The following is a 24,658-nucleotide window of genomic DNA, read 5'->3' as shown; positions in this document are numbered from 1 at the left end:
AACAATCGCAAATGATACGACTGAAAAAACTTCTACAACCAATTTCACGGCTAATGTTTCAACGACAAATGATAAGGTGTCTGATAGTACAATTAATGCTTTGAAAACACAATTATTTAATGTCATTGTCAAAGAACCCTTTAAGGAAATGAACTTTGATACCAATAAGTTACCTGAAAATTCGGTACAAAGTGAACAAACGGCATTACTTGCAACAAAAGGCGATACTGATTCGGTTAGTAAATATGCTAAGAAAAATAAAGAAGCTGGCTTCACAAAATTAGGGTTTTCAAGTATAGCCGATAAATTTATGGTTGCATTAGCTTCTCTGTTTAAAGGTTTTGTTTTAACTGTGATTACAGTTGGTACATTAATGTACACGTGGGTGTTACAGTTAATTGTTGTTTTTGCGATATTTGTAGCACCTATTATATTAGTCTTGTCTATCTTACCTCAGTTTGAGCATATGGCTGGTAATTTAGCAAAAAGAATCGTCGTGTTTACGGCTTTATCAGTATCTGGTCTATTAGGTGTGCAAATGGGGCTTATCTTTAATAGCTTTGTGGAAATGGCATTTAGAAATGTGTCACATTCATATTATATTTCAATTTTCATACAGTTCGCTTTGTATTTCCTTTTGTGGAAACAAAGAAATAAATTGACTTCTCTATTTGATACAGCTAAGAAAAGTGTTTCTGAATTGGCAAAAGGTAGTCTTGATTCTGTCAAGTCATTACCAAGTCTGTCTAATGCCAAAAATCCATTTAACTTTAACAAAACACCTGCTCTCTCAACTTCTAGTGGTAGTCTATCAAGTAATGGTCTATCTACTCATAATCAAATGTCGAAAAGCAAAGTTGACGGTCTGAAAAAGGCAGGTACTGTTGGCAAAACGCTCACTAAAAAAGGTGTCAAAGGTGCTGTTAAAACAAGTGACAACCTGCGTTTCGGTCAAGATGAAAAAGCTAAACAACTTGCCATAGCTAAACGAAAAGAGACAATGAGCAACTTAAAAGGTAAGTGGGAAAATACAAAAGGTGCTTTTTCAGATACTAAACAAGCTCTGACTGATTCTAAAGATAAATTGAAAACTAAATTTTCAAGTTCTGTTGGTTTAATGCCTAAAAATGAAGCTGAAAAGAAAATTGCAAAATTTGATAGCAATAAAATACAGCGTTCTGAAAATAAGACTTTGAGAAATAAAACTTCACAAGCTATCAATTATCAGAAACGAAAAGATGAACTCAAAGGTAAATTTTCAGACGGCATTAAAAATGACCTTTCAACTAGAAAAGCTAGAAAGAAAGGTCAAGTCGATCGTTTGAGTAAAGAACTATTTACTGAAAAGCCTAAATTTCCGACTTCTGACAATAGTCAAAAACGTGATATTAAAATCAAAACCGCCAACGCAAAACGTGGTATTTTCGATAGCGGTATTATTGAAAGGAAAGGAAAATAATTATGAAAATCATCAAAACTATTTTTGTAGGGATAATCGCTATCCCTGTTTGGTTTGTGGCTAGTTTATTTAAGAAAAAGTGAGGTATCAACATACCTAGAAAGAAAATCAAATGAAAAAGAAAAAACATTTATTTCTGATAGGTATGTTTATACCTATTTTTTTTATATTTTTACTTGTCATTGTGGCAGGTGGCACTTCATCAAGTGCGGATAGTTTTTCGAGTTCTGCGGGTAGTCTAAACATCACATCAAAAGACCTAGCAAGTAAGGCTAATATCTCAGAAGAAAAGGCTCAAAATGTTATTGATATAGCTAACTATCTTATGAGTAAAGAACGCTTTAGCATTCAAGGTGCAAGTGGTGCTTTAGCAGTAGCTGAAAGGGAGTCAGGCTTTGACCCTAAAGCCGAAAATATCGGCGGTGGTGTGGCAGGTATCTTTCAATGGTCTGGTTGGTCTAATACGGTCAATGGCAATCGTTGGTCTAAGGCTGAAAGTAGAACACTGTCAATGGACGTTGAGTTAAAACTTATGTCTGCTGAACTAAACGGTGCATACAAGAGAACAAAAGACCTTGTAAGTGTCTCTACTGACCCTAGACAAGCGAGTTTAGACTGGTCACAATATTATGAGGGTGTCGCTTTAAGTGACGGTCAAACAAAGGCTGACAAGCTCCAAGATGATGCCCAAAAGTGGTATGACTTACTCAAAGATCATGTAGGCTTTAGTAGCGAAAATGGGCAGTCTGTCAATGGTGTGATGTACGCAAGTATTCCGAATGGATGGGAAGTAGAGACACCATTTAGCGGTCAAGCCTATAATGGCTCTGGTTCATATCCACAAGGACAATGTACGTGGTACGTCTATAACAGGGCTTATCAGTTAGGCATTAAGTTTGATAGTTTCATGGGCAATGGTGGCGATTGGGCAAGCAAGGCTGGCTATTCTGTGTCTCATGAGCCTAAACTCCATACTGCCCTAAGTTTTGTACAAGGTCAAGCAGGTTCTGACCCAACATATGGTCATGTGGCATTTGTAGAACAAGTCAAAGATGATGGCTCTATTTTAATTTCAGAAATGAATGTGACAGGTCTACCACCATTGACTGTTTCTTATCGTACATTTTCAGCTGATGAAGCTAAGCAATTTTGGTATGTGGAGGGGAAATAATCAATGAATTTAACAGAATTTAGAATGCGAGCGATGAATGATGAAGTCCAGATGATAGAGGACTTCAATTTTTTTGAGCAAAAAGTCGCAAGTTTTAAAAAAGACTTGTATCTATCGCCTTATGCCAAAATCAATGAAATTTTAGCATGGTGTGAGTTGCTCATCAAGTATGAAAAACAAATTGATTTATTGTGTCTTGAAGCAAAACAAGCGATACAAGATAAGTTGAATAAACTCAATCCTGATACAATTGAAAGCCACTCAAGTGTGGACGACAAGACAATCAGTGTCTGGTCTGACTATGTTTTAGAATTACTAGAATTAGATAGGCGCTATCAAGATGTTGTCTATAGTTTCTGTGTCTCTATTGATAATTGTGTCAGATATTTAGTGTCTTATACTGATGAATTGGCTGAGTTTGGCTTTAGCTTACCGCAAATTATGGTTAAAGTTCGAGACCTTGGCACATTTCATTGGTTAAACAAACAATCTAAAGCTCAATTATTGGGCTGTATTTAAATATTAGCGTACCTTTAGTTTAATTGTAGAACACTCACAATGTGGGCGGTGCATGTTCGTTATATGCAAGGTATATAAAATACAAAAGAAAGGAGCGAAAGAAATATGGATATAAACAATTTTCCAGATAAACTTTTTACAAAAAAACAGTTGTTAGAAAAGTTTTTTCCTGCTATTCATAAGAGTACTCTTGAAAGATATATGCGAGATATTAATAAAAATGATGATTTCAAAGAAATAATTTCAAGACCAACATCACAAATGACTTTAATTAACGCTAAAGGCTTTTTTTTATATTTGAAATACAAAGAAAGTCAGTTGCATAAATGAAATGGTATAATTAGTGTATTCAACTAATGATATACCAAGAAAGGTGGGGTATATTGTTTCTTAAAAGATTGGATAATGGTAAATATCGTTATTATGAAAAATTCTATGATGAGAGTGAGGGTAAGTGGAAGCAAGTAAGTGTTACTTTGGGTTCTAAAACTAGACAGGCACAAGGAGAAGCGAGACGAAGGCTTGGGGTTAAGATTGACAAAAAAATACTTGAACATGATGAAAGATATAAGCAAAAACAGAAATTTCAAAAATTGAAAGTCAGAGAAGTGTATGATGAGTACAAAATATTTAGGAAGCAGGAGTTAAAGGATAGTACATATGCTGTTCAATCTGTGATGTTAAATAGTGTTTTAAAAAACATTCTTGATGATTTGATAAATAATGTTTCTGCAAAATATTTTCAAAGATATTTTATGTCAAGTAATAATTCGTTGCGTTACAAAAAATCTCAAAAATCTTTGATTAATTTGTTTTTTAAATATGCTTTAAAGTTAGGTTATATTGAATATAATCCGCTTGAACGTGTAGAATTGCCAAAACAAAGAAAAACTATTGAAGATATTCAAAAAAAACGAGAAAAGTTTTTGTCAATTGATGAGATGAAAAAATTCAAACAGTCATTTGAAGTAACTCCTCGTGAAGTTAGAATGAATTGCTTGATAGAGTTTATGTATTTGACAGGCTTGAGAATTGGGGAAGCATTGGCTTTGATGTGGGAAAATATAAATTTAATTGATAGAAAGTTGTATATAAAATACACTTTAGATAAGAACTCAACAAGTATTATGGAATTTAAGCTAAATTCACCTAAAACGATTGATTCATATAGAGTTGTTTCAATTAATGATAGGTGTGTTGAAATTTTGATTACTATGAAGCAATTGAATACTGAGGTAAAAAGGAAAAATGAATTGTTTGTATTTTTGAGCTTAACAGGTACTTTGATTAATCCTGATACATTAAATATATATCTAAAAAGAATAGCTAAAAAAGCAAACATAAAAAATAAAAAACCTGAAATGTTTTCAAGTCATATGTTAAGACATTCTCATGTTAGTTTGTTGACTGAGTTAGGAGTTCCTATTAAGACAATTATGGAACGTGTAGGTCATAAAGATGAAAAAACGACATTACAAATTTACACTCATGTTACTAAAAAAATGAAAGAAGATGTAGATGAAAAACTGAATAATTTGGAGTTGTGATTACTAACCAAAAACTAACCAAAAAGCTTGGTTAGCGTTACGTATCTGTGAATATCTATGTACTACATCTCAATTTAAATAGTGGATAAACCCTTTTATATCAATGATTATGAGTATATATGGGTATCTATGAATACTTGTATATGATATAATTTAATCATAACAAAAAAATGAAAAAAGTGAAAAATTTGACAAAAAATAAAATTTTAATCATTGCAGGACCGACAGCAGTAGGTAAAACTGCTTTGTCAATCGATATTGCCCAAAAGTATAACGGCGAAATTATTAATGGCGATAGTCAACAAGTTTATCAAGAAGTTCATATTGGAACTGCAAAGGCGACAGAAAGTGAGCAAGCTGCTGTACGACATCATTTAATTGATGTGCGTGAGCTTACAGAAACATTTAGTGCGCATGATTTTGTAAGCCAAGCTAATACAGCAATTGCTGATATACTATCACGTGGCAAATTGCCGATTATTGTGGGTGGGACAGGTCTATACTTGCAAAGCCTGATAGAAGGTTATCATTTGGGTGGTGTGGGGCATCATGAGGAGATGCGAGCCTTGCGTGAAGAACTGGAGTTATTAACAGATGATCAACTGTTTGAAAGACTTGATGCACATCAGATTGAGATACCAGAATTGAATCGTCGTCGTGCGATTAGAGCTCTAGAAATTGCTCAATTTGGTGAGCAGCTAGAAAATAAAAAATCAGATTATGATTATCTAATTATCGGGTTAAACACGGAACGCCAAGTCTTATATGAGCGGATCAACCACCGTGTTGAACTGATGATGGCAGCAGGTCTGCTTGATGAGGCTAAAATGCTTTATGAGCACTTTAGAGAAGCACAGGTGGCGCGTGCTATCGGCTATAAGGAATTCTTTCCTTATTTTGATGGACAAATCACGTTACAGGCTGCGGTTGATGCTGTTAAGCAAAATTCGAGACGATACAGCAAGCGACAAATCACCTGGTTCAAAAATAGGATGGCTGTTGATTTTCAGGATATTTTGGCACCAGATTTTAAAGAACAGGTTGAGCGAAAAATAGAAAGGTTTTTAGATGATAAAAACTGAGAAAATGCAAGAAAAAGTTGTCCTAGTGGGTGTTGAAACGTTTGATAATAATCAAACCTTTGAAGCATCTATGACAGAATTAGCTAGTTTAGCAGCGACAGCTGGTGCGGTGGTGACGACAGTTTTCACGCAAAAGAAAGAACGACTAGACGGGAAATACTTAGTCGGGATTGGTAAACTCCAAGAAATCAAAGATAACTTAGAAGCTGATGAAGCTGACATGGTCATTTTTAACGAAAAATTGACACCGCGACAAAATGTTAATCTAGAAGGCTTTCTAGGTGTTAAAGTTATCGATAGGATGCAGTTGATTTTAGATATTTTTGCCCTTAGAGCGAGATCGCACGTCGGCATGTTGCAGGTCGAATTGGCACAGTTGAAATATTTACTGCCACGTTTGTCAGGGAGTAAGGGATTAGAACTCAGTCGTCAAGCGGGTGGTATTGGCTCGCGTGGTGCAGGTGAAAGTCAATTGGAAACAGACCGCAGACATATTCGTCACCGCCTTGAAATCATTGAGGCACAACTTAAAAAGGCTGAGAAAGTCCAAGAAAATAGCCGCCAAAAACGCAATCAATCAAGTGTCTTTAAATTGGGATTAATCGGTTATACCAATGCAGGAAAGTCCTCAGTCTTTAATGCCTTAACGCAAAAAATTCAGTATGAACAAGATGAATTATTTGCGACTTTGGATGCAACGACCAAGGACTTTTCACTACAAGATGAATTTACAGTCACATTGACCGATACGGTTGGGTTTATTCAGGATTTACCGACGGAGCTAGTGCAGGCCTTTAAATCGACCCTTGAGGAGTCGAAAAACGTGGATTTATTGCTACACGTGATTGATGCGTCAGATTCCAATCATAAGATTCATGAGGATGTTGTTGAAAGCATCATGAAAGATTTGGAAATGTCGGATATTCCGGTTTTGACTGTTTATAATAAATTGGATTTGGCAGATGATTTTGCGCCAACTATTTTGCCGAATGTTCAGATTTCAATTAAATCAGAGGTGGGAGTTCAGCAACTGCGTCAGGCTATTATTGCTAAAATTAAGGAACTGTTTGTACCTTTTGAATTGACGTTACCTTATGAGGCTGCGTATCGATTGCCAATGCTTAGAAAAATTGCTTTAATTGATACGGTTGTCGCAGAAGATGAGACTGAGACTTACCATGTGTCAGGTGGTATTACTGAGCGAGAAAAATGGAGGTTAGTAGAAGATGGATTATGTTGAGTTAGCGATTAAATCAGGCGGTTTTATGGCTATGGACCGTGTTTTGTTAACCAATCGGTTGGCAGCTTTAGAAACAGAGCAGGAGAAGTTAACTTATATTTGTCCGCCGGCAAGTGTGATTAATGCTTATTTTGCAGAATTGTATCAAAAACAAGGACCAGAAGTTGCGACAGACTACTTTTTAGAGCTGTCAACGACCTTTAAGAGTTTTTCGGCGACACCTAGTTTTGACTTAGAAGGTGCGAGCCATGCTCCGACTTTTCGCTTTATTCGTTTGAATTTATCGGGTAAATCTTTTGGTTTTGCCTATGAAAATGCTGATGGGCAAGCGATTGTCTTTAGTGAAAATCCTGACGAAGCAATGACAGATGAGCTGTTATTTGAAATTGCTCAGCTTTTCCCACAGTATGTCATTTGTTTAGAGCAAGACCGACTAACGATGGCGGCGCATGACTTTGGTAAGTTCGATGAGGCGATTGCTCTGGATGAACTGACAACTAAGTCTGAAAATGAATCGTATATTAAAATAACTACCTTGAATATTGCAGATGGCTTGGCACAGTACGATAAACTGGTAAATCATAGCATTAGTCAGCGAAAAATGGTACAATTCAGTCATAGAACATTTTCACTTTATATCCAGAAAGTAGGCTTAAAATGACAGCAGTATTCCTTATTTTTCTACTCATCATTATCATTGTGATTTTGGCGAGTCTTTCGAGCTTGTTTTATGTCGTGAAACAACAAAGTGTTGTCATTATTGAGCGCTTTGGTAAGTTTACGACGATTGCAAACTCAGGTTTCCACTTTAAATTACCTTTTGGCATTGACCGAATTGCAGCACGCGTACAACTCCGTTTACTCCAAAACGATATGAACGTTGAAACGAAAACACAAGATAACGTTTTCGTTCAAATGACGGTGGCGACGCAGTATCGGGTGAATGAACAGAACGTGACAGACGCTTATTACAAGCTGATGAATCCAGGTGAGCAAATTAAGTCTTACATTGAAGATGCTTTACGTTCTAGTGTACCCAAATTAACCTTGGATGAATTGTTCGAGAAAAAAGATGAAATCGCCCTCGAAGTCCAACGTCAAGTGGCTGAAGAAATGTCAACTTATGGCTATATCATCGTGAAAACTTTGATTACAAAAGTTGAACCAGACGCTGAAGTGAAACAATCCATGAATGAAATCAATGCGGCACAACGTAAACGTGTCGCAGCACAAGAGCTCGCAAATGCTGACAAGATAAAAATCGTGACAGCAGCTGAAGCTGATGCTGAAAAAGACCGCCTTCACGGGGTCGGGATTGCTGAGCAACGTAAAGCGATTGTTGATGGTTTAGCTCTTTCAATCAAGGAAATGAAAGAAACTGGCGTGGATATTTCAGAAGATCAAATCATGTCAATTCTTCTGACCAACCAATATTTGGATACCTTGAACCAATTTGCTAATAATGGTAACTCATCTGTCTTCTTACCAAGTCAACCTGATGGCATCGAAGATATTCGCACACAAATTTTGACAGCACTACAAGCTAAAGGTTAAGCCTGAAAGCGTAGAAGTATAGTTACAGTTTGTTATCAATTGTTAAATCAGAGAAACTTCTCCCAAACGGAGAAGTTTTTTTGCCTTTTAGCGGAAAATTTGTTAAACTATAGTAGTTGTCAAACAAAAATTCCGTCCTTAGTGTAATGGATATCACGTAAGATTCCGGTTCTTGAGATGGGGGTTCGATTCCCTCAGGACGGATTTTTTTCTTTTATAAAGGCATCTCTAGAAATAATTGCAAAGCGTTAAAGCTATATTTTTAAAGGTGTCATAAGCTTGAAGAGCGAAAGGAAACCATGGAAATACAATTTTTGGGAACGGGAGCTGGACAACCAGCCAAGCAACGGAATGTAACTTCAATTGCGCTGAAATTACTTGCTGAGCGTAATGAAATCTGGCTATTTGATTGTGGTGAAGCCACCCAACACCAGGTTTTAGAGACGAGTATTCGCCCGCGAAAAATTACTAAAATTTTTATCACGCATATGCATGGCGACCATATTTTTGGGTTGCCTGGTTTTTTGTCTAGTCGAAGCTTTCAGACCTCTTCCTCAGACGACCAACCGCAAAATTTAGATATTTACGGGCCAGTCGGCATCAAAAACTATGTCATGACCTCGCTCAGACTATCAGGCAGTAAACTCAGCTATCGGATTAATTTTCATGAGCTAGACGCCAGTCATGCTGGAAAAATCTACTCAGACGAAACCTTCGAAGTCCATATGGCGACACTCGACCACACAATTTATTGTATGGGTTACCGAATCGTCGAAAAAGACAAAAAAGGCGAGCTAGATGCGCAAGCGCTTAAAGCCGCAGGTGTTCCTTTTGGCCCACTTTTTGGCAAGGTAAAAAATGGTCAAGATATTGAAGTCAACGGTGAATTGATTAAAGCCGCAGACTTTATAGGCCCAGATAAAAAAGGCCGTGTGGTGACGATACTAGGGGATACACGCCAGACAGACCAAGCGATTCGTCTGGCAATTGGTAGTGATGTGCTCGTACATGAGGCGACTTACGAAGCTAGTGAGGCTAAAGTTGCTAGAAGTCATGGCCATTCGACGACACAACAAGCGGCTGAGGTTGCCAAACAAGCGCACGTCAAGCGCTTGTTACTGACACACATTTCAGCTCGTTATGTTGGTCCTTTAGTGACACAGCTTGTTAAAGAGGCAAAGCAGACTTTTGAGAATAGTTATGTTGTCAAAGACTTGTATGAAGAAGTGATTCAGCCATGAAAAATTTGCTGATAACAGGTGCGACAGGTGATATTGCACGTGAAATTTCCAAGCAGGTTCAGGACTATCGCTTAATTTTATTATCGCGAGATGTCAGCAGTCTAACAGATATTTCAGAGCACCTGTATCAAGTCGATTTATCAGATGAAACGGCTGTAAATGCGACGTGTCAACATATTTCAGAGCAGTTTGGGGCGATTGATGTTCTGATTAACAATGCGGGATATGGTTATTTTAAGCCATTTTTGTCCGACCATACTGATGATATGCGTCGAATGTTTGATATTAATGTCTTAGCTACGATGCACATCACACGTGCTTTTCTGCCAGATATGATAGCACAGAATTCGGGACAGATTATTAATATTGCCTCTATTGCAAGTTACATGGCGACAGCAAAAACGACCACTTATGCCGCAACGAAATTTGCTGTCCGTGGCTTTTCAAATGCGCTACGTCAAGAAGTCGCTGATGCTAATATTAAGGTCTTAGTTGTCAATACTGGTCCTGTCTTAACTAAGTTTCATGCCGCAAATCCTGAGTATTTGGAAAAAGTTGGGAAAAATGCGGTGACTGCAACATTTGTTGCAAAAAAAATTGTTCACCATCTCGAATCTAATAAGCGAGAATTAAATTTACCTTGGCAGCTAAACTTGGCTCGCATTTTTTCAATGAATTTTCCAAGTCTAGCAGATAAAATAACACGGAGGTTTTTTAATCTAAAATGATTACACCTACCTATGATTGGCAAATCAATACGGATGAACCGTCAGATGATTTTGTCAAGTTAGTCAAAAAACAAAAACTAGATGATCTTTCAGCTAGATTGCTTTGGAAACGTCAAGTTCGAACAGAAGAAGACTTAACAACCTTTTTAAATCCGTCACTTGAAAATTTGCATGACCCTTTCTTATTTTATAGCATGAGCCGAGCAGTCGAGCGTATCCGTCAGGCGGTTGCCAATCAAGAGATAATCTTAATTTATGGCGACTACGATGCGGATGGCATGACGAGTGCGAGTATTATGAAAACAGCACTAGATGAAATCGGTGCTGAAAGTCTGGTTTATTTACCTAATCGTTTTACCGATGGCTATGGCCCGAATTTAGATGTTTATAAGTATTTTATCGAAAATGAAGGGGTTGGCCTGATTATTACGGTGGACAATGGTGTTGCCGGTCATGAAGCGGTGGCTTACGCGCAGGAAAGTGGTTGTGATGTTATCATCACCGACCACCATTCACTACCAGAAACATTACCAGATGCCTACGCTATTATTCATCCGGAACATCCGGATGGACAGTATCCATTTAAAGAATTAGCAGGATGTGGTGTTGCTTTTAAGGTCGCTTGTGCTTTGTTAGAGTATGTCCCTTCAGAAATGCTCGACTTAGTTGCAATTGGCACGATTGCCGATATGATGTCACTCACTGATGAAAATCGAGTTTTAGTCAAATTTGGTTTAGAAATTCTGAAAAATACTGAGCGTATTGGTCTTGAAGCTTTGCTCAAAGTAGCAGGGATTGAATCAAGTGATATCACCGAAGAAACGATAGGCTTTCAAATTGCGCCAAGACTAAATGCCCTCGGTCGAATTGACGACCCAAATCCCGCTATCGAATTATTGACAGGTTGGGATGAAGATGAGACCCGTCAAATTGCTGAAATGATTGACCAGAAAAATGTTGAGCGTAAAACGATTGTGGCTGAGATGATGCAAGAGGCTGAAAGTCAGTTGGATGATAGTCCAGTTCAGTTTATTTATCAGACGGGTTGGAATCCTGGCGTGCTTGGCATTATCGCAGGACAATTACTGCAAAAAACAGGTAAGCCGATTGTCATGTTATCAGAAGAAAATGGCATTTTAAAAGGCTCAGCACGCTCAATTCCTGCCTTCAATATCTTTGAAGCTTTGACACATCATCGTGATTTATTACTTGCTTTTGGTGGACATGCCCAAGCAGCTGGCATGACCTTTGAGTTAGCAAAACTACCTGAAATTAAGGCTGTTATCGCTGATTTTATTAAGCAAAATAAAATCGATATGTCTGAGAAAAATACTTTGATTTTGGATGACGAAATTGCACTATCTGATATGACTTTGGAGACGATTAAATCATTGTCTCAGCTAGCGCCATTCGGTCAGGAAAATCCTAAACCTCAGTTTTTGGTGAGTGGTTATCAGGTGATTCAAAGTCGTGCAATGGGGCAACAAAATGCACATCTTAAATTAAAAATTCAACAAGACAAAACGCAGTTAGAAGCAATTTATTTCGGTCATGGTCAAGAAACACTTGACTTTGAGCAGACAGCACCAGACCTTGCAGTGACTTTATCAGTCAATACTTGGAACGGTAATACATCTGTTCAGTTGATGATTATAGATGCACGAGTTGAAGGTAGCCAGTTGATTGACCTGAGAAATCAGCAAAATCAGACACAAATTCCAGAAAATGCCTTTATTTTCACAAATGAACCGGAAAATCATGCTATAATGAGTGAGGTTCTGGTGATTGCGGAAACGCCTAATGATACTGATGCCTTAGCTAGGTTAGAAAAAATCGTTGCTGAACATGACTTTACAGCGATTTATTTCCAAAATCAAATCAAGCAAGCCTATTATCTAACGGGTGGCGGTACGCGTGACCAGTTTGCTAAGTTTTATAAGACGATTTATCAATATCCAGAGTTTGATGTGCGTTATAAACTTAAAAACTTAGCTGAGTTTCTGAATATCCCTGACATTTTACTAGTTAAAATGGTTCAGATTTTTGAAGAGTTGGCATTTGTAACGATTAAAGATGGTCTAATGACTGTCAATCAATCAGCAGCCAAACGTGAGATTTCAGAGAGTCAAATTTATCAAGCACTACAAGAATTAGTCAAACTACAAGCTTTCTTTGCATTATCGCCTGTAAGTGACATTTATCATAAATTGAAAGAGAACTAAAATGGATTTAAAAAACTACATCGCAACGATTCCTGATTACCCTGAAAAAGGGATTGAATTTCGTGACATCTCGCCTCTAATGGCTGATGGTAATGCTTATAGCTATGCGATTCGTGAAATTGTGCAATACGCGCAAGATAAACAAATTGATATGATTGTAGGACCTGAGGCGCGTGGCTTTATCGTTGGTTGTCCAGTTGCTTTTGAATTGGGGATAGGCTTTGCACCTGTTAGAAAACCAGGTAAATTGCCACGTGAAGTGATTGAAGCGCAGTACGAAAAAGAGTACGGCTTTGATACCTTAACGATGCATGCAGATGCCATTAAACCAGGGCAACGTGTTCTAATCGTAGATGACTTGTTGGCGACAGGCGGTACAGTTAAAGCAACGATTGAGTTGATTGAACAACTGGGTGGTATTGTCGCAGGTTGCGCTTTCCTTATCGAGCTAGATGACCTCAATGGTCGCGAAAAAATTGGCGATTATGCGTATAAAGTACTCATGCATTACTAAAATGCTTAATCTTATGGTAAAATAGTCTTATACGCAATTAACCAAAGAAAGCAAACATTTGGGGCTATTTCCCGCTACTTCATCATTGACCGAATTGGCAAAAAAATAGCTCAAAAATAATGTTTCCTTTCTTTAGTTAAATGAGTAAGATAAACTAGATAGCTTATCTTAGACATGATGTCGTGAGGTAACCCTATACTTTGTTTGATGGAGATAATAAATTGAAAATTAAAGCATTTGAAAATCAAGATTTGTCAGAACTTTCGATGATTGAAGTCGCACACGCGATGTTGGAAGAAAAAGGCAAGGAAATGGACTTTAACGTCCTTGTCAACGAAATCCAAGACTATCTTGGCAAATCAGACAGTGAAATTCGCGACCGCCTGTCACGCTTTTATACAGAATTAAATACAGATGGTAGTTTCATCCCGCTTGGTAATAACGTCTGGGCTTTACGTTCATGGTATGCCATTGATGAAATTGATGAAGAAGTTGTAGCGCTTGATGAGTTGGATGACGAAGGCGACCGCCCTAAGAAAAAACGTAAAAAAGTGAATGCTTTTGCAGTAGACGGTATTGACATTGACTATAGTGATGATGACCCAGAAGATGATGATAACATCACTGATGCGGATGTCACTTATGACGATGAAAATCCAGATGACGAAAAAGACGAAGTTGAAGCTTTTGATGTCGAACTTGAAGAAGTTGAGATTGATGATGCCGAAGTTGATGGTATCGAAGAAGTAGACGACGAAGATGACGATGAAGATGAAGAAGAAGACGATCTAGTCACTAAAAAATAATGGAGAAATCCATATTTTTTATTAAATTCTTGATTTTCAGGGATTTTCGTGTATAATCTAAAATGATAACTCATGACACCTCATCTAGTGGAATCTAGCCAAGTGTGTCTTACGAAAGTAGAAGATTGTTAATTTGGTAGAAAAAGATACGAAAAAATTTGAGCGGGAGACGTTTAAAGATAAAATTCTCCGCCAATTAGAAGAGGCTAGCCAATCTCTCGATGATGTCGCATCAGAGACTGGCTTTACTGCGCCTAAAAAAACGTCAGTTACGCCTAAGTCAACCAATCGTTCTCAGGATTCCGAGCATTTGTCTGATACGCCAACTCATGATGAGGCCTTTGGTAAAACTGATCGTCCGTTCAGGTCACGTTCGAGTGCAAGTCGTGCATCGAAAGACTGGCCGGCTGAGACGGAACCTGAGCTAGCGTTTCAAGATGCGCCTGATTCTTCAGAAGTATTTGGGACACCTAAGCGTCGAACTTCGAATGCGTCTTTTAATCATGGGGAAGAAGACTCACTAATAGAGGATACAGCAGAAATTAAAAATATTAAAAGGGTCTCGCGTCAATCGCAAGAAAGTTATACGCGTTCAGCTAAGAAAAAATCTAAAAAACTGGCAGGCAAGATTATTGCAATTGTCGTTCTCGTCCTATTTGTTGTTGGAGGGGCGACTGGCTTTTTAGGCTATAGATATGTTAAGAGCGAGATTCAACCTTATAGCTTGACGGATAAGTCTACAAAGGCAATCGAAATTCCTACCGGTGCTGCCAGCAAGGAAATTGGTCAAATTCTTGAAAAGAATCATGTTATCAAAAATGCGACTGCCTTTCAATACTATACGAAATTGAAAAGTTTAACTGGCTTTAAGTCAGGTTTTTATAACCTGTCACCAAGCATGACATTAACAGAGATTGCGAAAACTTTACAAGAAGGTGGGACAGAGAAACCTGTTGAACCCGTTTTAGGAAAAATAACGATTCCAGAAGGCTATACCATTGACCAGATGGCGGAGAAGATTTCGGATAATGTGTTGACGAAGTCAGAAAAAGATAAGACGCCGTTTACCAAAGACGAGTTTTTGAAAGTGGTGACGGATTCGGCCTTCATTGAGAAAATGAAGACGACTTATCCGGAACTTTTCGAGTCGTTGCCGGCTAGTGATTCTGGTGTGAAATATCAGTTAGAGGGTTATCTTTTCCCTGCGACTTATGAGTACACGAAGAAATCAACAATGGCATCTGTCGTTGAGCAGATGATTGCTGTGATGAATCAAAATCTACAGCCTTACTATGCAACGATTAAAACGGGTCCTAATCCTAAGACGGTTAATGAAGTATTGTCTATCGCAGCCTTGACTGAAAAAGAGGCCAATAATGACGCTGACCGACGTAATGTCGCGCAAGTGTTCTATAATCGGATAAATGTCGGCATGACTTTGGGCTCGAATATTTCGATTCTTTATGCAGAAGGTAAGTTGGGTCAAAAGACTACTTTGGCTGAGGATGCGGCTGTGAATACGTCGTTAGACTCACCGTTTAACTTGTATCTTCACCAAGGTTATGGTCCTGGTCCAGTGACTAACCCAAGTCTATCTGCGATTAAGGCGGCAGTTGAGCCGACAGACAACAATGACTTGTATTTCGTAGCAGATGTGACGACCGGTAAGGTTTACTTCTCAGAAACACAAGCCGAGCATGATGCGAATGTTCAAAAATATGTCAATGACAAACTAGAAAATAAAGCATCAGATACAGAAGAATCACAATAAGAAAAAATTTAAAAGAGGGAAAGGAGATGAGGTTCATTAATTGTGGCAAGGTTTAACGTGATTGGATCGGGTTAGACGTGTCTACAAGCAGTGACTCAACATCTTAGATTATGGCAGATACAAAAACCTATCAAATGACCCGTGAGGGCTTTGAAGAATTAGAAGCAGAATTAGACAATCTCAAACTTGTGAAACGCGCTGAAGTTGTTGAACGTATTAAAGTTGCACGTTCTTACGGCGACTTATCGGAAAACTCAGAGTACGAAGCAGCCAAAGATGAACAAGCATTCGTCGAAGGTCGCATCGCAACAGTAGAGACAATGATTCGTAACGCTGAAATCGTTGACAATGCAGGTGTGAAAAGCAATGAAGTAGCACTTGGTAAAACAGTCACTTTTGTTGAAGTTGGGGAAGACGAAAAAGAAACTTACAAAATCGTTGGTTCTGCTGAAGCAGACCCCTTCAACGGAAAAATCTCAAATGAATCACCAATCGCGGCAGCACTTATCGGCCGTAAAACTGGCGATACAGTCATGATTCCATTGCCTGTTGGCGAAATGGAAGTAAAAATTGTCAAAGTATCTTCTAAGTAAGCGTTAGGAGATAAGAACACATTAAAAGCCATCCGGATTAGCGGATGGCTTTTTGTATGTTTCGTTTGCGTGTACTAAGTTTAACCCCCAAGCACTATAATAGAATACCTTTACTCTCTAGATTTTCCAGACACTCCTTCAAATAGGCTTGATTGTGCTCAGGATAGATCGGAGTTGTTTGAGGACAAGGTGTGAGCGTCTCATATTTTGGGCATTTTAGCCCACGATAATCTGGTGCTAACCATTTTTCATCTGGATGGTAACCACGTGCTGTCATCTCAGCCATGACTAAGAGATGATATTGATAGAGCTTGTAAGGCGAATGCTCAAAGACATAATTGACTGTGGCGTGTTTCTTGCCCCAACCCTTACCCCTTAGTGCTGCCGTCTCGCGGTGTTGTCCTAGTAATTGCTGGCGTGGTAATTGGCTCAGCAACTTTTCGTGCCAAAGTCTCATTTTATTTCTCTCTTTTCCGGCATCTCACGAATCAATCGTGATTGCATCAAATATGTCACCTGATATTTTGATGTCAAGCCTTTTAAAAACGGCCCTAAATCATCGTTATCAACCTCTAATTCATCTAAGAAACGCAGATAAGTGCGCTTTTCTTCAGGTGTTGCTATCTTCTTGAAATATCCCCAAACGTGCTCATAGGCTGTTGTCAGCGTTTTACGCGTTGGGGCTTGTCGTGCAGCCTCATCTATTAATTTATCAAATATGAGCGTCGTCTCATCTGTCCACTCATTGTTTTTAGCGAGTGCTCTGATTTGATTGTAAAGCTGTTGTGAGTGGGCCATGACCCAATATTTATGTTCTGCCCACTTAACTTGCCAAGCTGTCATGATTTCTCCTTATACTATTTTTTTGCACCCTTTATCTTCTTATCACTCAGAGCAACTGCCCAATGACCTGATAAGCATAGTAAGTCTGTGGTGCCTGATCTTTTTTAATCTCACTCGTATGTTCGGACAAGAAAAATCCCTGCCACTTCATCATACCACGGTCTTGATACAGTCTGATTTCCTCAAACTGACTATAATGTCTATCTACTCTTGTCATGTTAAACCATCTACCCCCCCTGCAGAATGTCCACCAACGAGTTTACTCCGTGCAATGACACGTGAACCGCTGGCTAAACTATTGGCCTTTTGAACCGATAAAAAGCCGTATTTCTCTCGAATCATATCGATAACATCTTGGACTGTCTCTTGTTTACGTATGCTTTTAGGATCTTCAAACAAGGAAATCAACTCAAAATCAGCCTCACAGAGCTGACCATAAGACACACCAATCCGCCTAACCGTACCCGACTCATATTTCTCCCGAAAAAGCGATAAAACAGCCCGCGTCAATTTTTGCGTTGAATTTGTCGGCTCAACTGACATCTGTGCATGAATGGACGGCTTACCCTCAGAATAACCATAGCCCACATAGAGTGAAACCACCTGTGTTTTCTTCTTAGCTCGACGCGTGCGAATCGCCACCTGCTCCGCCAACTCAGAGATCACAAGCTCAATCTCGCCTTGCGTCGTATAATCCCGCGGCAAAGTCTGTGAGTTACCGATAGACTTAATTTTTGCCTCATATTTTTCAGAAACGTTGGATTCATCGATGCCATTAGCATGGCAAAATAGTTGCACACCCAGAACACCGAATTCTTTTTTTAAAACAGCAGGATGTGTATGCGCTAACTCGTAGATAGAGTTGACACCGATACGTCGTAAGCGTTTGGCGGTTCGTTTGCTAATCCCCAAAAAATCAGTCATGTCTGGAATTTTCCAAATCGTATCAGCAATCGTTTCATAGGTCCATAAAGCCCGCATATTTTTTGTATGCTTGGCAGCATTATCCAAGGCCAACTTAGCTAATAAAGGATTACCAATGCTCATGCCAACAGTTGCATAAAGGCCAGTCTGTTGATAAATAGCAGTTTGAATGTCGTGGCTAATAGTATCTAATTTTTGAGCGGGTTTAAGATTTTTGTCCGGATAAAAATAATTAAGGGATTCAGTCAAATCAACAAAGCCTTCATCGATAGAATACCAACAGATATCATCAACCGCAGCAAAATTTTGGATGATGTGTTGGATTTCCATATTTTTATCAATATAGGCTGACATTCTTGGTGGCGTCATGATCGTGCGTTTTGCCCAAGATTCAATGAATGCGACTTGTGAAGGTGTGGGTTCAGGTGCGCGATTGAGCCAATCCCTTGTGACTGTCTTGTAGTAATTTTGATAGTTAAATTTACGTGTCGTCACGTAAAAAGGTAAGTCACGACTGCGCCCAACATTAGACTTGCCAAAAACTTGTTTGAAGATAGGCGAGCTAGCTAAAATCAAACCAGCTGAATTATCCGCATGGCTCATGACACAAAGTGAGGTTGTCAAAGGGTCTAATCCACGCTCAACGCATTCGACACTGGCATAAAAAGATTTCATGTCAATGAAAGCAATTGCTCTGTGCTGTTCTTTGGTGTAATCGAAATCTGGTGTTATCATCCCCTGTCCTTTCTAAATGCTGCTGTACGCTCTCGGTGTCTGAGTCTTAGTCCCTTTTCTCTATCGGTATAAAATGTCCGATGATTTTGCCGATAATCCGTGGTGACTCGTCAAAAGGTGCGAATTTATCGGGATATTCTGGGTTTGTGGAGACTAGACGCAGACCGTCTTTTTCGCGGTAGACGTGTTTAATGTAGGTTTGACCGTCCCACTCAACGGCATAGACGGCACCGTCGTAGTCAAAGGTCGTTTGGCGGATGAGGGCAACGGAGCCGTTTTCAAATTCAGGAGTCATGGAGTCACCAAAGACCCAAGAGGCGAAATCGTAGTCGTAGGCTTTGTCGGAATAGGCAATGTCGTAGGTGCCGTCGTCGAAATAGCCGTAACCTGTTCCAGCGGATAGTTTCTCATAGACTTTGTTGGGGACGAGGTGTAGCAAGGGCTCTGTTGCATTTTCTTTATTTTGCTCTGCTTGCTGCTGTTTTGAGTAGGCTAAGACTTTATCTTGCCTTTGGTGGTTCAAGGTGTCGTAGATACTCAGTAAGTCTGATCTGCTATCTTGGGTGAGGTCTGCGACATCAACTTGGAAAAGCTTGGCTAATTTTTCAAGATTGTCTCTTTTGGGATGAGCAGTGCCCTTTTCCCAAAAGCCGTAGGCAGGTCTTGAAATGCCGAGTTGTCTAGCGACTTCCCCTTGGCTCAAGTGATGACTTAGTCTTAGTTTTTTTAGATTTTGACTTAAACTCATGGCGGAACCTTTCTTAAATTGTGGTAAGTTTTTTACTTACCACTAGGATAATCTATTTTTGAAATTTAGTCAATAAATATTTCAGAAATTATTATTTTTTAATTTTAGAACTAACTTGTACGTGTATTGGTGTGAGTTGATAGTCTATGGCATCCTAAATATATTTGGGATGACCAATTTCGTATTGTTTTGCCAAAACAATACCGATTTCGCATAAATTTACTGTTTTTTTTGACCAATTTCGCATTGTTTTGCCAAAAGAATGCGAATTTCGTCCAATCACGTTGCTGTTTTTCTAACAATTTTTTGCTAAGTATGACTCACTAAACAATGCAAGAGCGTGCGAGTTAAACGGTTGTTAAAAGCCTTTTAAGATAGGTTTTAAAGGACTTGAAAGTAGCAAAAAAAATTAAAAAATGATACAATGGTCAAACAAGGTCAGAAAAATATCAGACATGACATCACAGAAGGACTTCTAATGGACGAGCTCGCTAAGGCGGAGTGATAGTGTCGATTAAGTTTCAAGATTTTACGAAGTAAAATAGCAGAAAGGAGAAATTGTGAAAAACACATCAGATATGATAGAGAAGTATCTCAAGGAGCTACTTTCTCAGGCAGCAGAGATTGAAATTCGACGCTCAGAAATTGCGGAGCATTTTGGCGTTGTGCCGAGTCAGATTAACTATGTCATTAAGACGCGCTTTACCTTACCAAAAGGCTTTGAAGTTGAAAGTAAGCGTGGCGGTGGCGGTTATATTCGAATTGTCAGAATTCAATATTCGGATGCGCATGATTTCTTAATGGACATTTTGAATAAAATGCCAGAAAAAATGACCGTCAGCATGGCACAAGACCTCATGCAATTGATGTTTAACGAAAAAATCGTGACAGAGCACGAAGGCAATCTCTTGCTTGCAACGCTGAGTCACCCAGTCGTGACAGACTTACAACGCGCCATTTTATTAACCTCAATGATTCACCGACTGGATAAAATGGACTAAGGGAGTGGCAGAGCCAGTCTCTTGTGACCATAGAACTAAGGAAAATAACGATAAATGACACAAAATTATACACGCATACTTGAAGATATCCTCAAAACTGCTCGCATTTTTGCCGCGGGCAATGGTTATGATTACGCAGAAACGTCACACATCTTGGCGGGAATTCTATCAAGCAACGATAGCTTTGGCCAAAACATTCTAACAGACCACGATGTGACGATTGAGATGGCGCTTGATGAAATCGAACAGCATCAATTACCTGACACAACAAAATCAGTGCAAGCAATTCAGTTTTCACCTAAGGTAGAACAGCTTTTACTTGAAGCAGATGCACTTGCCGCACAAAATCACCTAGCAGAAACAGGTTCTGAGCATCTTCTCTATGTGATTTTGACAGATGATGACAATGTTGCCAAGAAAATCTTGGAGCTCCATAAAATCAAAATCGCTGAAATTCTCAAAGACTTGATTGAGCTTGGCAATATGAACGTTAAAAAAATAACGAAAAAAGCTGTCACACCAATGGGTAAACGTGATATCGCATCAGGTGTTTCGGCGACGAGTATCACACCGACCCTTGATTCAGTGGCGCGTGATGTGACAGAAGATGCCAGACAAGGTCGCATTGACCCGATGATTGGACGTGATAAGGAAATCGAGCGCGTGATTCATATTTTGAGTCGTCGTACGAAAAATAATCCTGTCCTTGTTGGTGAGCCTGGTGTTGGTAAATCAGCTATTATCGAGGGACTCGCACAGCGCATGATTGACGGTAATATTCCTGCCAATATGGAAGGCGTACGACTCATGTCACTCAATATCGCTAATGTCGTTGCTGGTACGAAATTCCGTGGGGAATTTGAGGACCGCATGACGGCTATTGTCGATGAAGTCAGTCAAGATGCAAAAACAATTGTTTTTGTTGACGAATTGCATACTATTGTTGGTGCTGGTGGCGGTACAGATTCCGTTACGGATGCCTCAAATATTATGAAACCTGCACTAGCGCGTGGCGAGTTTCAGCTAATTGGTGCGACAACTTTTAATGAATACCAAAAATACATCGAAAAAGATGCAGCTCTGGAACGTCGCTTTGCAAAAGTTACGGTCGAAGAACCGTCAGCAGATGAATCGATTGCTATTTTACAAGGCCTGCAAAGCAAATTTGAAGCCTATCATCAAGTCAAGTTTGATTCAGATGCTGTCAAGGCAGCTGTTCAGCTTAGCGTTCGCTATATGCCAAGTCGCAGACTCCCTGACAAAGCCATTGACTTACTTGATGAAGCAGCTGCAGCCGTTAAAATTTCGGCTAAAAACAATCTATCTGAGCAAAGCAAGCTAGATAAAAAAGCCGTACAACTTGATGAACAGCTACAAGAGGCGATTATCAATCAAGATTTTGTCCAAGCTAAAAGCATCAATCAAGACCTGCAAAAACTCGATTCTAAACGTGAAAAACTGACGGTTAAAAAACAGTCAGCGCGCGTGAGTGAATCAGATGTCTTTGCGGTCGTCTCTAACTTGACTGGTGTGCCAGTCACACAGATGAGTAAAAGCGAAATGACTCGCCTGGTTAATCTTGAAAAAGAACTCCACAAACGGGTTATCGGACAAAGCGAAGCCGTTACCGCTGTTGCAAGTGCCATTCGTCGCAGCCGTTCAGGCATCTCAGATGACAGACGTCCAATGGGCTCGTTCATGTTCTTAGGCCCTACCGGAGTCGGAAAAACAGAGCTTGCCAAAGCCTTGGCAGAGACCGTTTTCGGCGATGAAAACAGCATGATTCGCATTGACATGAGCGAATACATGGAAAAATTCAATACCAGCCGTTTAGTTGGGGCACCTCCTGGCTATGTCGGCTACGACGAGGGCGGTCAGCTAACCGAGCAGGTGCGCAACAAGCCTTATGCCGTCGTCTTATTTGACGAAGCGGAGAAAGCTCACCCAGATGTCTTTAATCTCTTGCTCCAAATCCTTGATGACGGCTTTATCACGGACGGTAAGGGGCGCAAGGTTGATTTCCGAAATACAATCATCATTATGACCAGTAACTTGGGGGCGACCTCTCTGCGTGATGATAAGACTGTCGGGTTTGGGGCAGCAAATGCCTCTACCGACTACGTCGCCATGAAGTCTAGAATTTTAGAAGAGTTGAAAAAACGGTATCGCCCAGAGTTTCTCAACCGTATCGATGAGAGCATCGTCTTCCACCCACTTTCTGAGCAGGAACTATCAGACATCGTGAAAATCATGGCTAAGCCTTTGATTAAACGCTTGGCAGCTCGTCATATCACTCTAAAATTATCAACGAATGCCTATCAGCTTATCGCTAAAAGTGGCTTTGAGCCAGAATATGGCGCTCGGCCAATTAGAAAAGCTTTAGAGAAGAAACTGGAAAACCCGCTTTCTGATAAAATTTTATCTGGTGATATTAAAGCTGGGAATACAGTCTCAGTCGGTGTTTACAAAGGCGAACTCACCTTTAAAGTGACCGATTAGTCAAAAAGGTATTGTAAAATATTTGTGAAAAAAACGTTTTCACGGTATAATAAGAGTATAAAAGATAAAGAGGTGACTATTATGATTAAATTTAACATTCGCGGTGAAAACATCGAAGTAACAGACAGCATCCGAAGCTACGTTGAAGAAAAAATCAGCAAACTTGAAAAATATTTTACTGAAAATCAAGAGCTGACTGCCTACGTTAATCTTAAAGTTTACGCTGAAAAAACGTCAAAAGTTGAAGTGACAATCCCAGCTAAAAACATTACACTTCGTGCGGAAGATACCTCTCAAGAGTTGTATGGCTCAGTTGATTTGGTTCAAGAAAAATTGGAACGCCAAATTCGCAAATACAAAACAAAAGTGCAAATGAAACGTAACCACATTGCAACTGGTAAAGTCTTTGAAACCTTTGTTGACTTGGCACCAGAAGAAGAAATCGAAGAATCAAACATCGAAATCGTTCGGACTAAGAACATCGATTTGAAACCTATGGACGCTGAAGAAGCAGTGCTTCAAATGGATTTAATCGACCATGACTTCTTCATCTTTACAGATGGTGAAACAGGTGCGACAAGCATCGTTTACCGTCGCGAAGATGGTAACATCGGTCTGATTGAAACCAACTAATATCTCCTCATTAGTATGATAAACTTAAAAGTCGACACGCCGTGTCGGATTTTTTGCGTCTATTAAGAATTAAATGATATTTTTCTTAATATCATTTGTGATTAAGTGGTGGTTGTGTTAAAATAAGGTTAAGGATACTTTAAGTTATATGAGAGTATTTCTATAAAAATAATAGTCTGATAAACGAGACAAAAGACTAAATAAGTCTAAAAAATCTCATAAAAAACTTGACAGAAGGTGGCGAATATGATAACACACACACACACACACACACACACACACACACACACACACACACACACAGGTATCTTTTGCCTTAATTTCGCATACACTTTTTTCAATGATACGTCAAAACTGAACCCTATTTGGGGTAGACTTTTAGTCTGCCACGAATAGGGTTCAGTTTTGTTTTCTAAGTAAATGATTAATTGAATCATGAGAAAGTACTAGAGGAGGGGAGTTCAATGAGAAGAAAAGGACGCAAGTTTCGCCCGCCATAATAGGCAGCCGCAACCTATCGCAATCGTTTACGACAATAAAAAATGGAGGAAACTACTATGACTAACGCAAACACCCAAAACAAAAGAAAAAGTCGGCTCATCCTAGCTGCACTTTTAGCCACAATCGCAATCATCACAGGTTAAATCTTCGCCTTCTTTAGTGATGTTGTCAACCATGATACAAACAATACAACGTCTACAAGCTGGACTGATGTTGTCTCAACTGAATATGGTGCGAAATAAGAGCTTAAAAAAGCAACACATTCGGAGGGCAAGTCCCTCCACTTATGACAAAGTTTGGTAACCAAGTCATGACTTGGAAGGGTTC

General features: G+C 39.3%; 24 protein-coding genes and 1 tRNA gene. 20 read left to right on the top strand and 5 right to left on the bottom strand.

The window, feature by feature from the left end:
* The 17 genes from HZR21_RS04255 to greA all read left to right on the top strand — a co-directional run.
* The coding region (locus HZR21_RS04255) for an ABC-2 family transporter permease (RefSeq protein ID WP_180746583.1) at window positions 1-1,459 on the top strand (1,459 nt) is incomplete at its 5' end.
* Between the two features lie 112 nt (window positions 1,460-1,571).
* Complete coding sequence (locus tag HZR21_RS04250; protein ID WP_180746582.1) at window positions 1,572-2,630, top strand: phage tail tip lysozyme; 1,059 nt, start codon at window positions 1,572-1,574, stop codon at window positions 2,628-2,630.
* A 3-nt stretch (window positions 2,631-2,633) separates the two neighbouring features.
* Window positions 2,634-3,149 (top strand): hypothetical protein, encoded by a 516-nt coding sequence (locus HZR21_RS04245; protein WP_167839571.1) that lies wholly within the window; start codon window positions 2,634-2,636, stop codon window positions 3,147-3,149.
* Between the two features lie 105 nt (window positions 3,150-3,254).
* The gene (locus HZR21_RS04240; protein WP_061774851.1) at window positions 3,255-3,479 is read left to right on the top strand and encodes a hypothetical protein; all 225 of its coding nucleotides are present in this window, start codon (window positions 3,255-3,257) and stop codon (window positions 3,477-3,479) included.
* Window positions 3,480-3,547: 68 nt separating this feature from the next.
* On the top strand, window positions 3,548-4,696 hold the full coding sequence (locus tag HZR21_RS04235; RefSeq protein WP_180746581.1) for a tyrosine-type recombinase/integrase: 1,149 nt from the start codon (window positions 3,548-3,550) through the stop codon (window positions 4,694-4,696).
* 188 nt (window positions 4,697-4,884) lie between these two features.
* Window positions 4,885-5,778 (top strand): tRNA (adenosine(37)-N6)-dimethylallyltransferase MiaA, encoded by an 894-nt coding sequence (gene miaA / locus HZR21_RS04230; RefSeq protein ID WP_180746580.1) that lies wholly within the window; start codon window positions 4,885-4,887, stop codon window positions 5,776-5,778.
* On the top strand, window positions 5,765-7,018 hold the full coding sequence (gene hflX, locus HZR21_RS04225) for a GTPase HflX (protein ID WP_180746579.1): 1,254 nt from the start codon (window positions 5,765-5,767) through the stop codon (window positions 7,016-7,018). Before miaA ends, hflX begins: the two co-directional genes overlap by 14 nt.
* Window positions 7,005-7,679 (top strand): HIT family protein, encoded by a 675-nt coding sequence (locus HZR21_RS04220; RefSeq protein ID WP_180746578.1) that lies wholly within the window; start codon window positions 7,005-7,007, stop codon window positions 7,677-7,679. Before hflX ends, HZR21_RS04220 begins: the two co-directional genes overlap by 14 nt.
* The gene (locus tag HZR21_RS04215) at window positions 7,676-8,572 is read left to right on the top strand and encodes an SPFH domain-containing protein (protein WP_003140230.1); all 897 of its coding nucleotides are present in this window, start codon (window positions 7,676-7,678) and stop codon (window positions 8,570-8,572) included. The genes HZR21_RS04220 and HZR21_RS04215 overlap by 4 nt, the downstream gene beginning before the upstream one ends.
* 132 nt (window positions 8,573-8,704) lie before the next feature.
* A tRNA-Arg gene (locus tag HZR21_RS04210) sits at window positions 8,705-8,776 on the top strand.
* Window positions 8,777-8,871: 95 nt separating this feature from the next.
* The gene (gene rnz, locus HZR21_RS04205) at window positions 8,872-9,813 is read left to right on the top strand and encodes a ribonuclease Z (protein WP_180746577.1); all 942 of its coding nucleotides are present in this window, start codon (window positions 8,872-8,874) and stop codon (window positions 9,811-9,813) included.
* Window positions 9,810-10,541 (top strand): SDR family NAD(P)-dependent oxidoreductase, encoded by a 732-nt coding sequence (locus HZR21_RS04200; RefSeq protein WP_180746576.1) that lies wholly within the window; start codon window positions 9,810-9,812, stop codon window positions 10,539-10,541. Before rnz ends, HZR21_RS04200 begins: the two co-directional genes overlap by 4 nt.
* Complete coding sequence (recJ, locus tag HZR21_RS04195; protein WP_180746575.1) at window positions 10,538-12,763, top strand: single-stranded-DNA-specific exonuclease RecJ; 2,226 nt, start codon at window positions 10,538-10,540, stop codon at window positions 12,761-12,763. The genes HZR21_RS04200 and recJ overlap by 4 nt, the downstream gene beginning before the upstream one ends.
* 1 nt (window position 12,764) lies before the next feature.
* A complete protein-coding gene (locus HZR21_RS04190) occupies window positions 12,765-13,277 on the top strand; it encodes an adenine phosphoribosyltransferase (RefSeq protein ID WP_003140225.1) in 513 nt (170 codons plus the stop codon).
* Window positions 13,278-13,498: 221 nt separating this feature from the next.
* On the top strand, window positions 13,499-14,083 hold the full coding sequence (gene rpoE / locus HZR21_RS04185; protein ID WP_180746574.1) for a DNA-directed RNA polymerase subunit delta: 585 nt from the start codon (window positions 13,499-13,501) through the stop codon (window positions 14,081-14,083).
* Between the two features lie 133 nt (window positions 14,084-14,216).
* Window positions 14,217-15,854 (top strand): endolytic transglycosylase MltG, encoded by a 1,638-nt coding sequence (gene mltG, locus HZR21_RS04180; RefSeq protein WP_003140220.1) that lies wholly within the window; start codon window positions 14,217-14,219, stop codon window positions 15,852-15,854.
* A gap of 110 nt (window positions 15,855-15,964) precedes the next feature.
* Window positions 15,965-16,447 (top strand): transcription elongation factor GreA, encoded by a 483-nt coding sequence (gene greA, locus HZR21_RS04175; RefSeq protein WP_003140218.1) that lies wholly within the window; start codon window positions 15,965-15,967, stop codon window positions 16,445-16,447.
* 94 nt (window positions 16,448-16,541) lie between these two features.
* On the opposite strand, the gene HZR21_RS04170 is transcribed toward greA, so the two are convergent.
* The 5 genes from HZR21_RS04170 to HZR21_RS04150 are packed head-to-tail and all read right to left on the bottom strand — an operon-like array spanning window position 16,542 to window position 19,697.
* A complete protein-coding gene (locus HZR21_RS04170) occupies window positions 16,542-16,904 on the bottom strand; it encodes a TIGR02328 family protein (RefSeq protein ID WP_180746573.1) in 363 nt (120 codons plus the stop codon).
* Window positions 16,901-17,290 (bottom strand): YbgA family protein, encoded by a 390-nt coding sequence (locus tag HZR21_RS04165; protein WP_180746572.1) that lies wholly within the window; start codon window positions 17,288-17,290, stop codon window positions 16,901-16,903. The genes HZR21_RS04170 and HZR21_RS04165 overlap by 4 nt, the downstream gene beginning before the upstream one ends.
* Window positions 17,291-17,336: 46 nt before the next feature.
* Window positions 17,337-17,507 carry a hypothetical protein gene (locus HZR21_RS04160; RefSeq protein WP_180746571.1) on the bottom strand — a complete coding sequence of 57 codons (171 nt, stop codon included), beginning with the start codon at window positions 17,505-17,507 and terminating at the stop codon, window positions 17,337-17,339.
* Window positions 17,504-18,949 carry a Y-family DNA polymerase gene (locus tag HZR21_RS04155; RefSeq protein ID WP_180746570.1) on the bottom strand — a complete coding sequence of 482 codons (1,446 nt, stop codon included), beginning with the start codon at window positions 18,947-18,949 and terminating at the stop codon, window positions 17,504-17,506. The genes HZR21_RS04160 and HZR21_RS04155 overlap by 4 nt, the downstream gene beginning before the upstream one ends.
* Before the next feature lie 46 nt (window positions 18,950-18,995).
* Window positions 18,996-19,697 carry an XRE family transcriptional regulator gene (locus tag HZR21_RS04150; RefSeq protein ID WP_180746569.1) on the bottom strand — a complete coding sequence of 234 codons (702 nt, stop codon included), beginning with the start codon at window positions 19,695-19,697 and terminating at the stop codon, window positions 18,996-18,998.
* A 578-nt stretch (window positions 19,698-20,275) separates the two neighbouring features.
* Between HZR21_RS04150 and HZR21_RS04145 the strand changes: the two genes are divergently transcribed.
* From HZR21_RS04145 to hpf, 3 genes are all read left to right on the top strand, one after another.
* Window positions 20,276-20,698, top strand: a complete 423-nt coding sequence (locus HZR21_RS04145; protein ID WP_180746592.1) for a CtsR family transcriptional regulator — start codon at window positions 20,276-20,278, stop codon at window positions 20,696-20,698.
* A gap of 54 nt (window positions 20,699-20,752) precedes the next feature.
* The gene (locus tag HZR21_RS04140; RefSeq protein WP_180746568.1) at window positions 20,753-23,197 is read left to right on the top strand and encodes an ATP-dependent Clp protease ATP-binding subunit; all 2,445 of its coding nucleotides are present in this window, start codon (window positions 20,753-20,755) and stop codon (window positions 23,195-23,197) included.
* Window positions 23,198-23,278: 81 nt separating this feature from the next.
* The gene (hpf, locus tag HZR21_RS04135; RefSeq protein ID WP_180746567.1) at window positions 23,279-23,830 is read left to right on the top strand and encodes a ribosome hibernation-promoting factor, HPF/YfiA family; all 552 of its coding nucleotides are present in this window, start codon (window positions 23,279-23,281) and stop codon (window positions 23,828-23,830) included.
* The last annotated feature ends 828 nt before the right edge of the window (window positions 23,831-24,658 follow it).

It is taken from the genome of Pseudolactococcus laudensis (assembly GCF_013449735.1).
GTDB lineage: Bacteria > Bacillota > Bacilli > Lactobacillales > Streptococcaceae > Pseudolactococcus > Pseudolactococcus laudensis.
The sequence above is the reverse complement of the archived record's forward strand: the minus strand, read 5'-3'. Positions and strand labels throughout refer to the sequence as shown.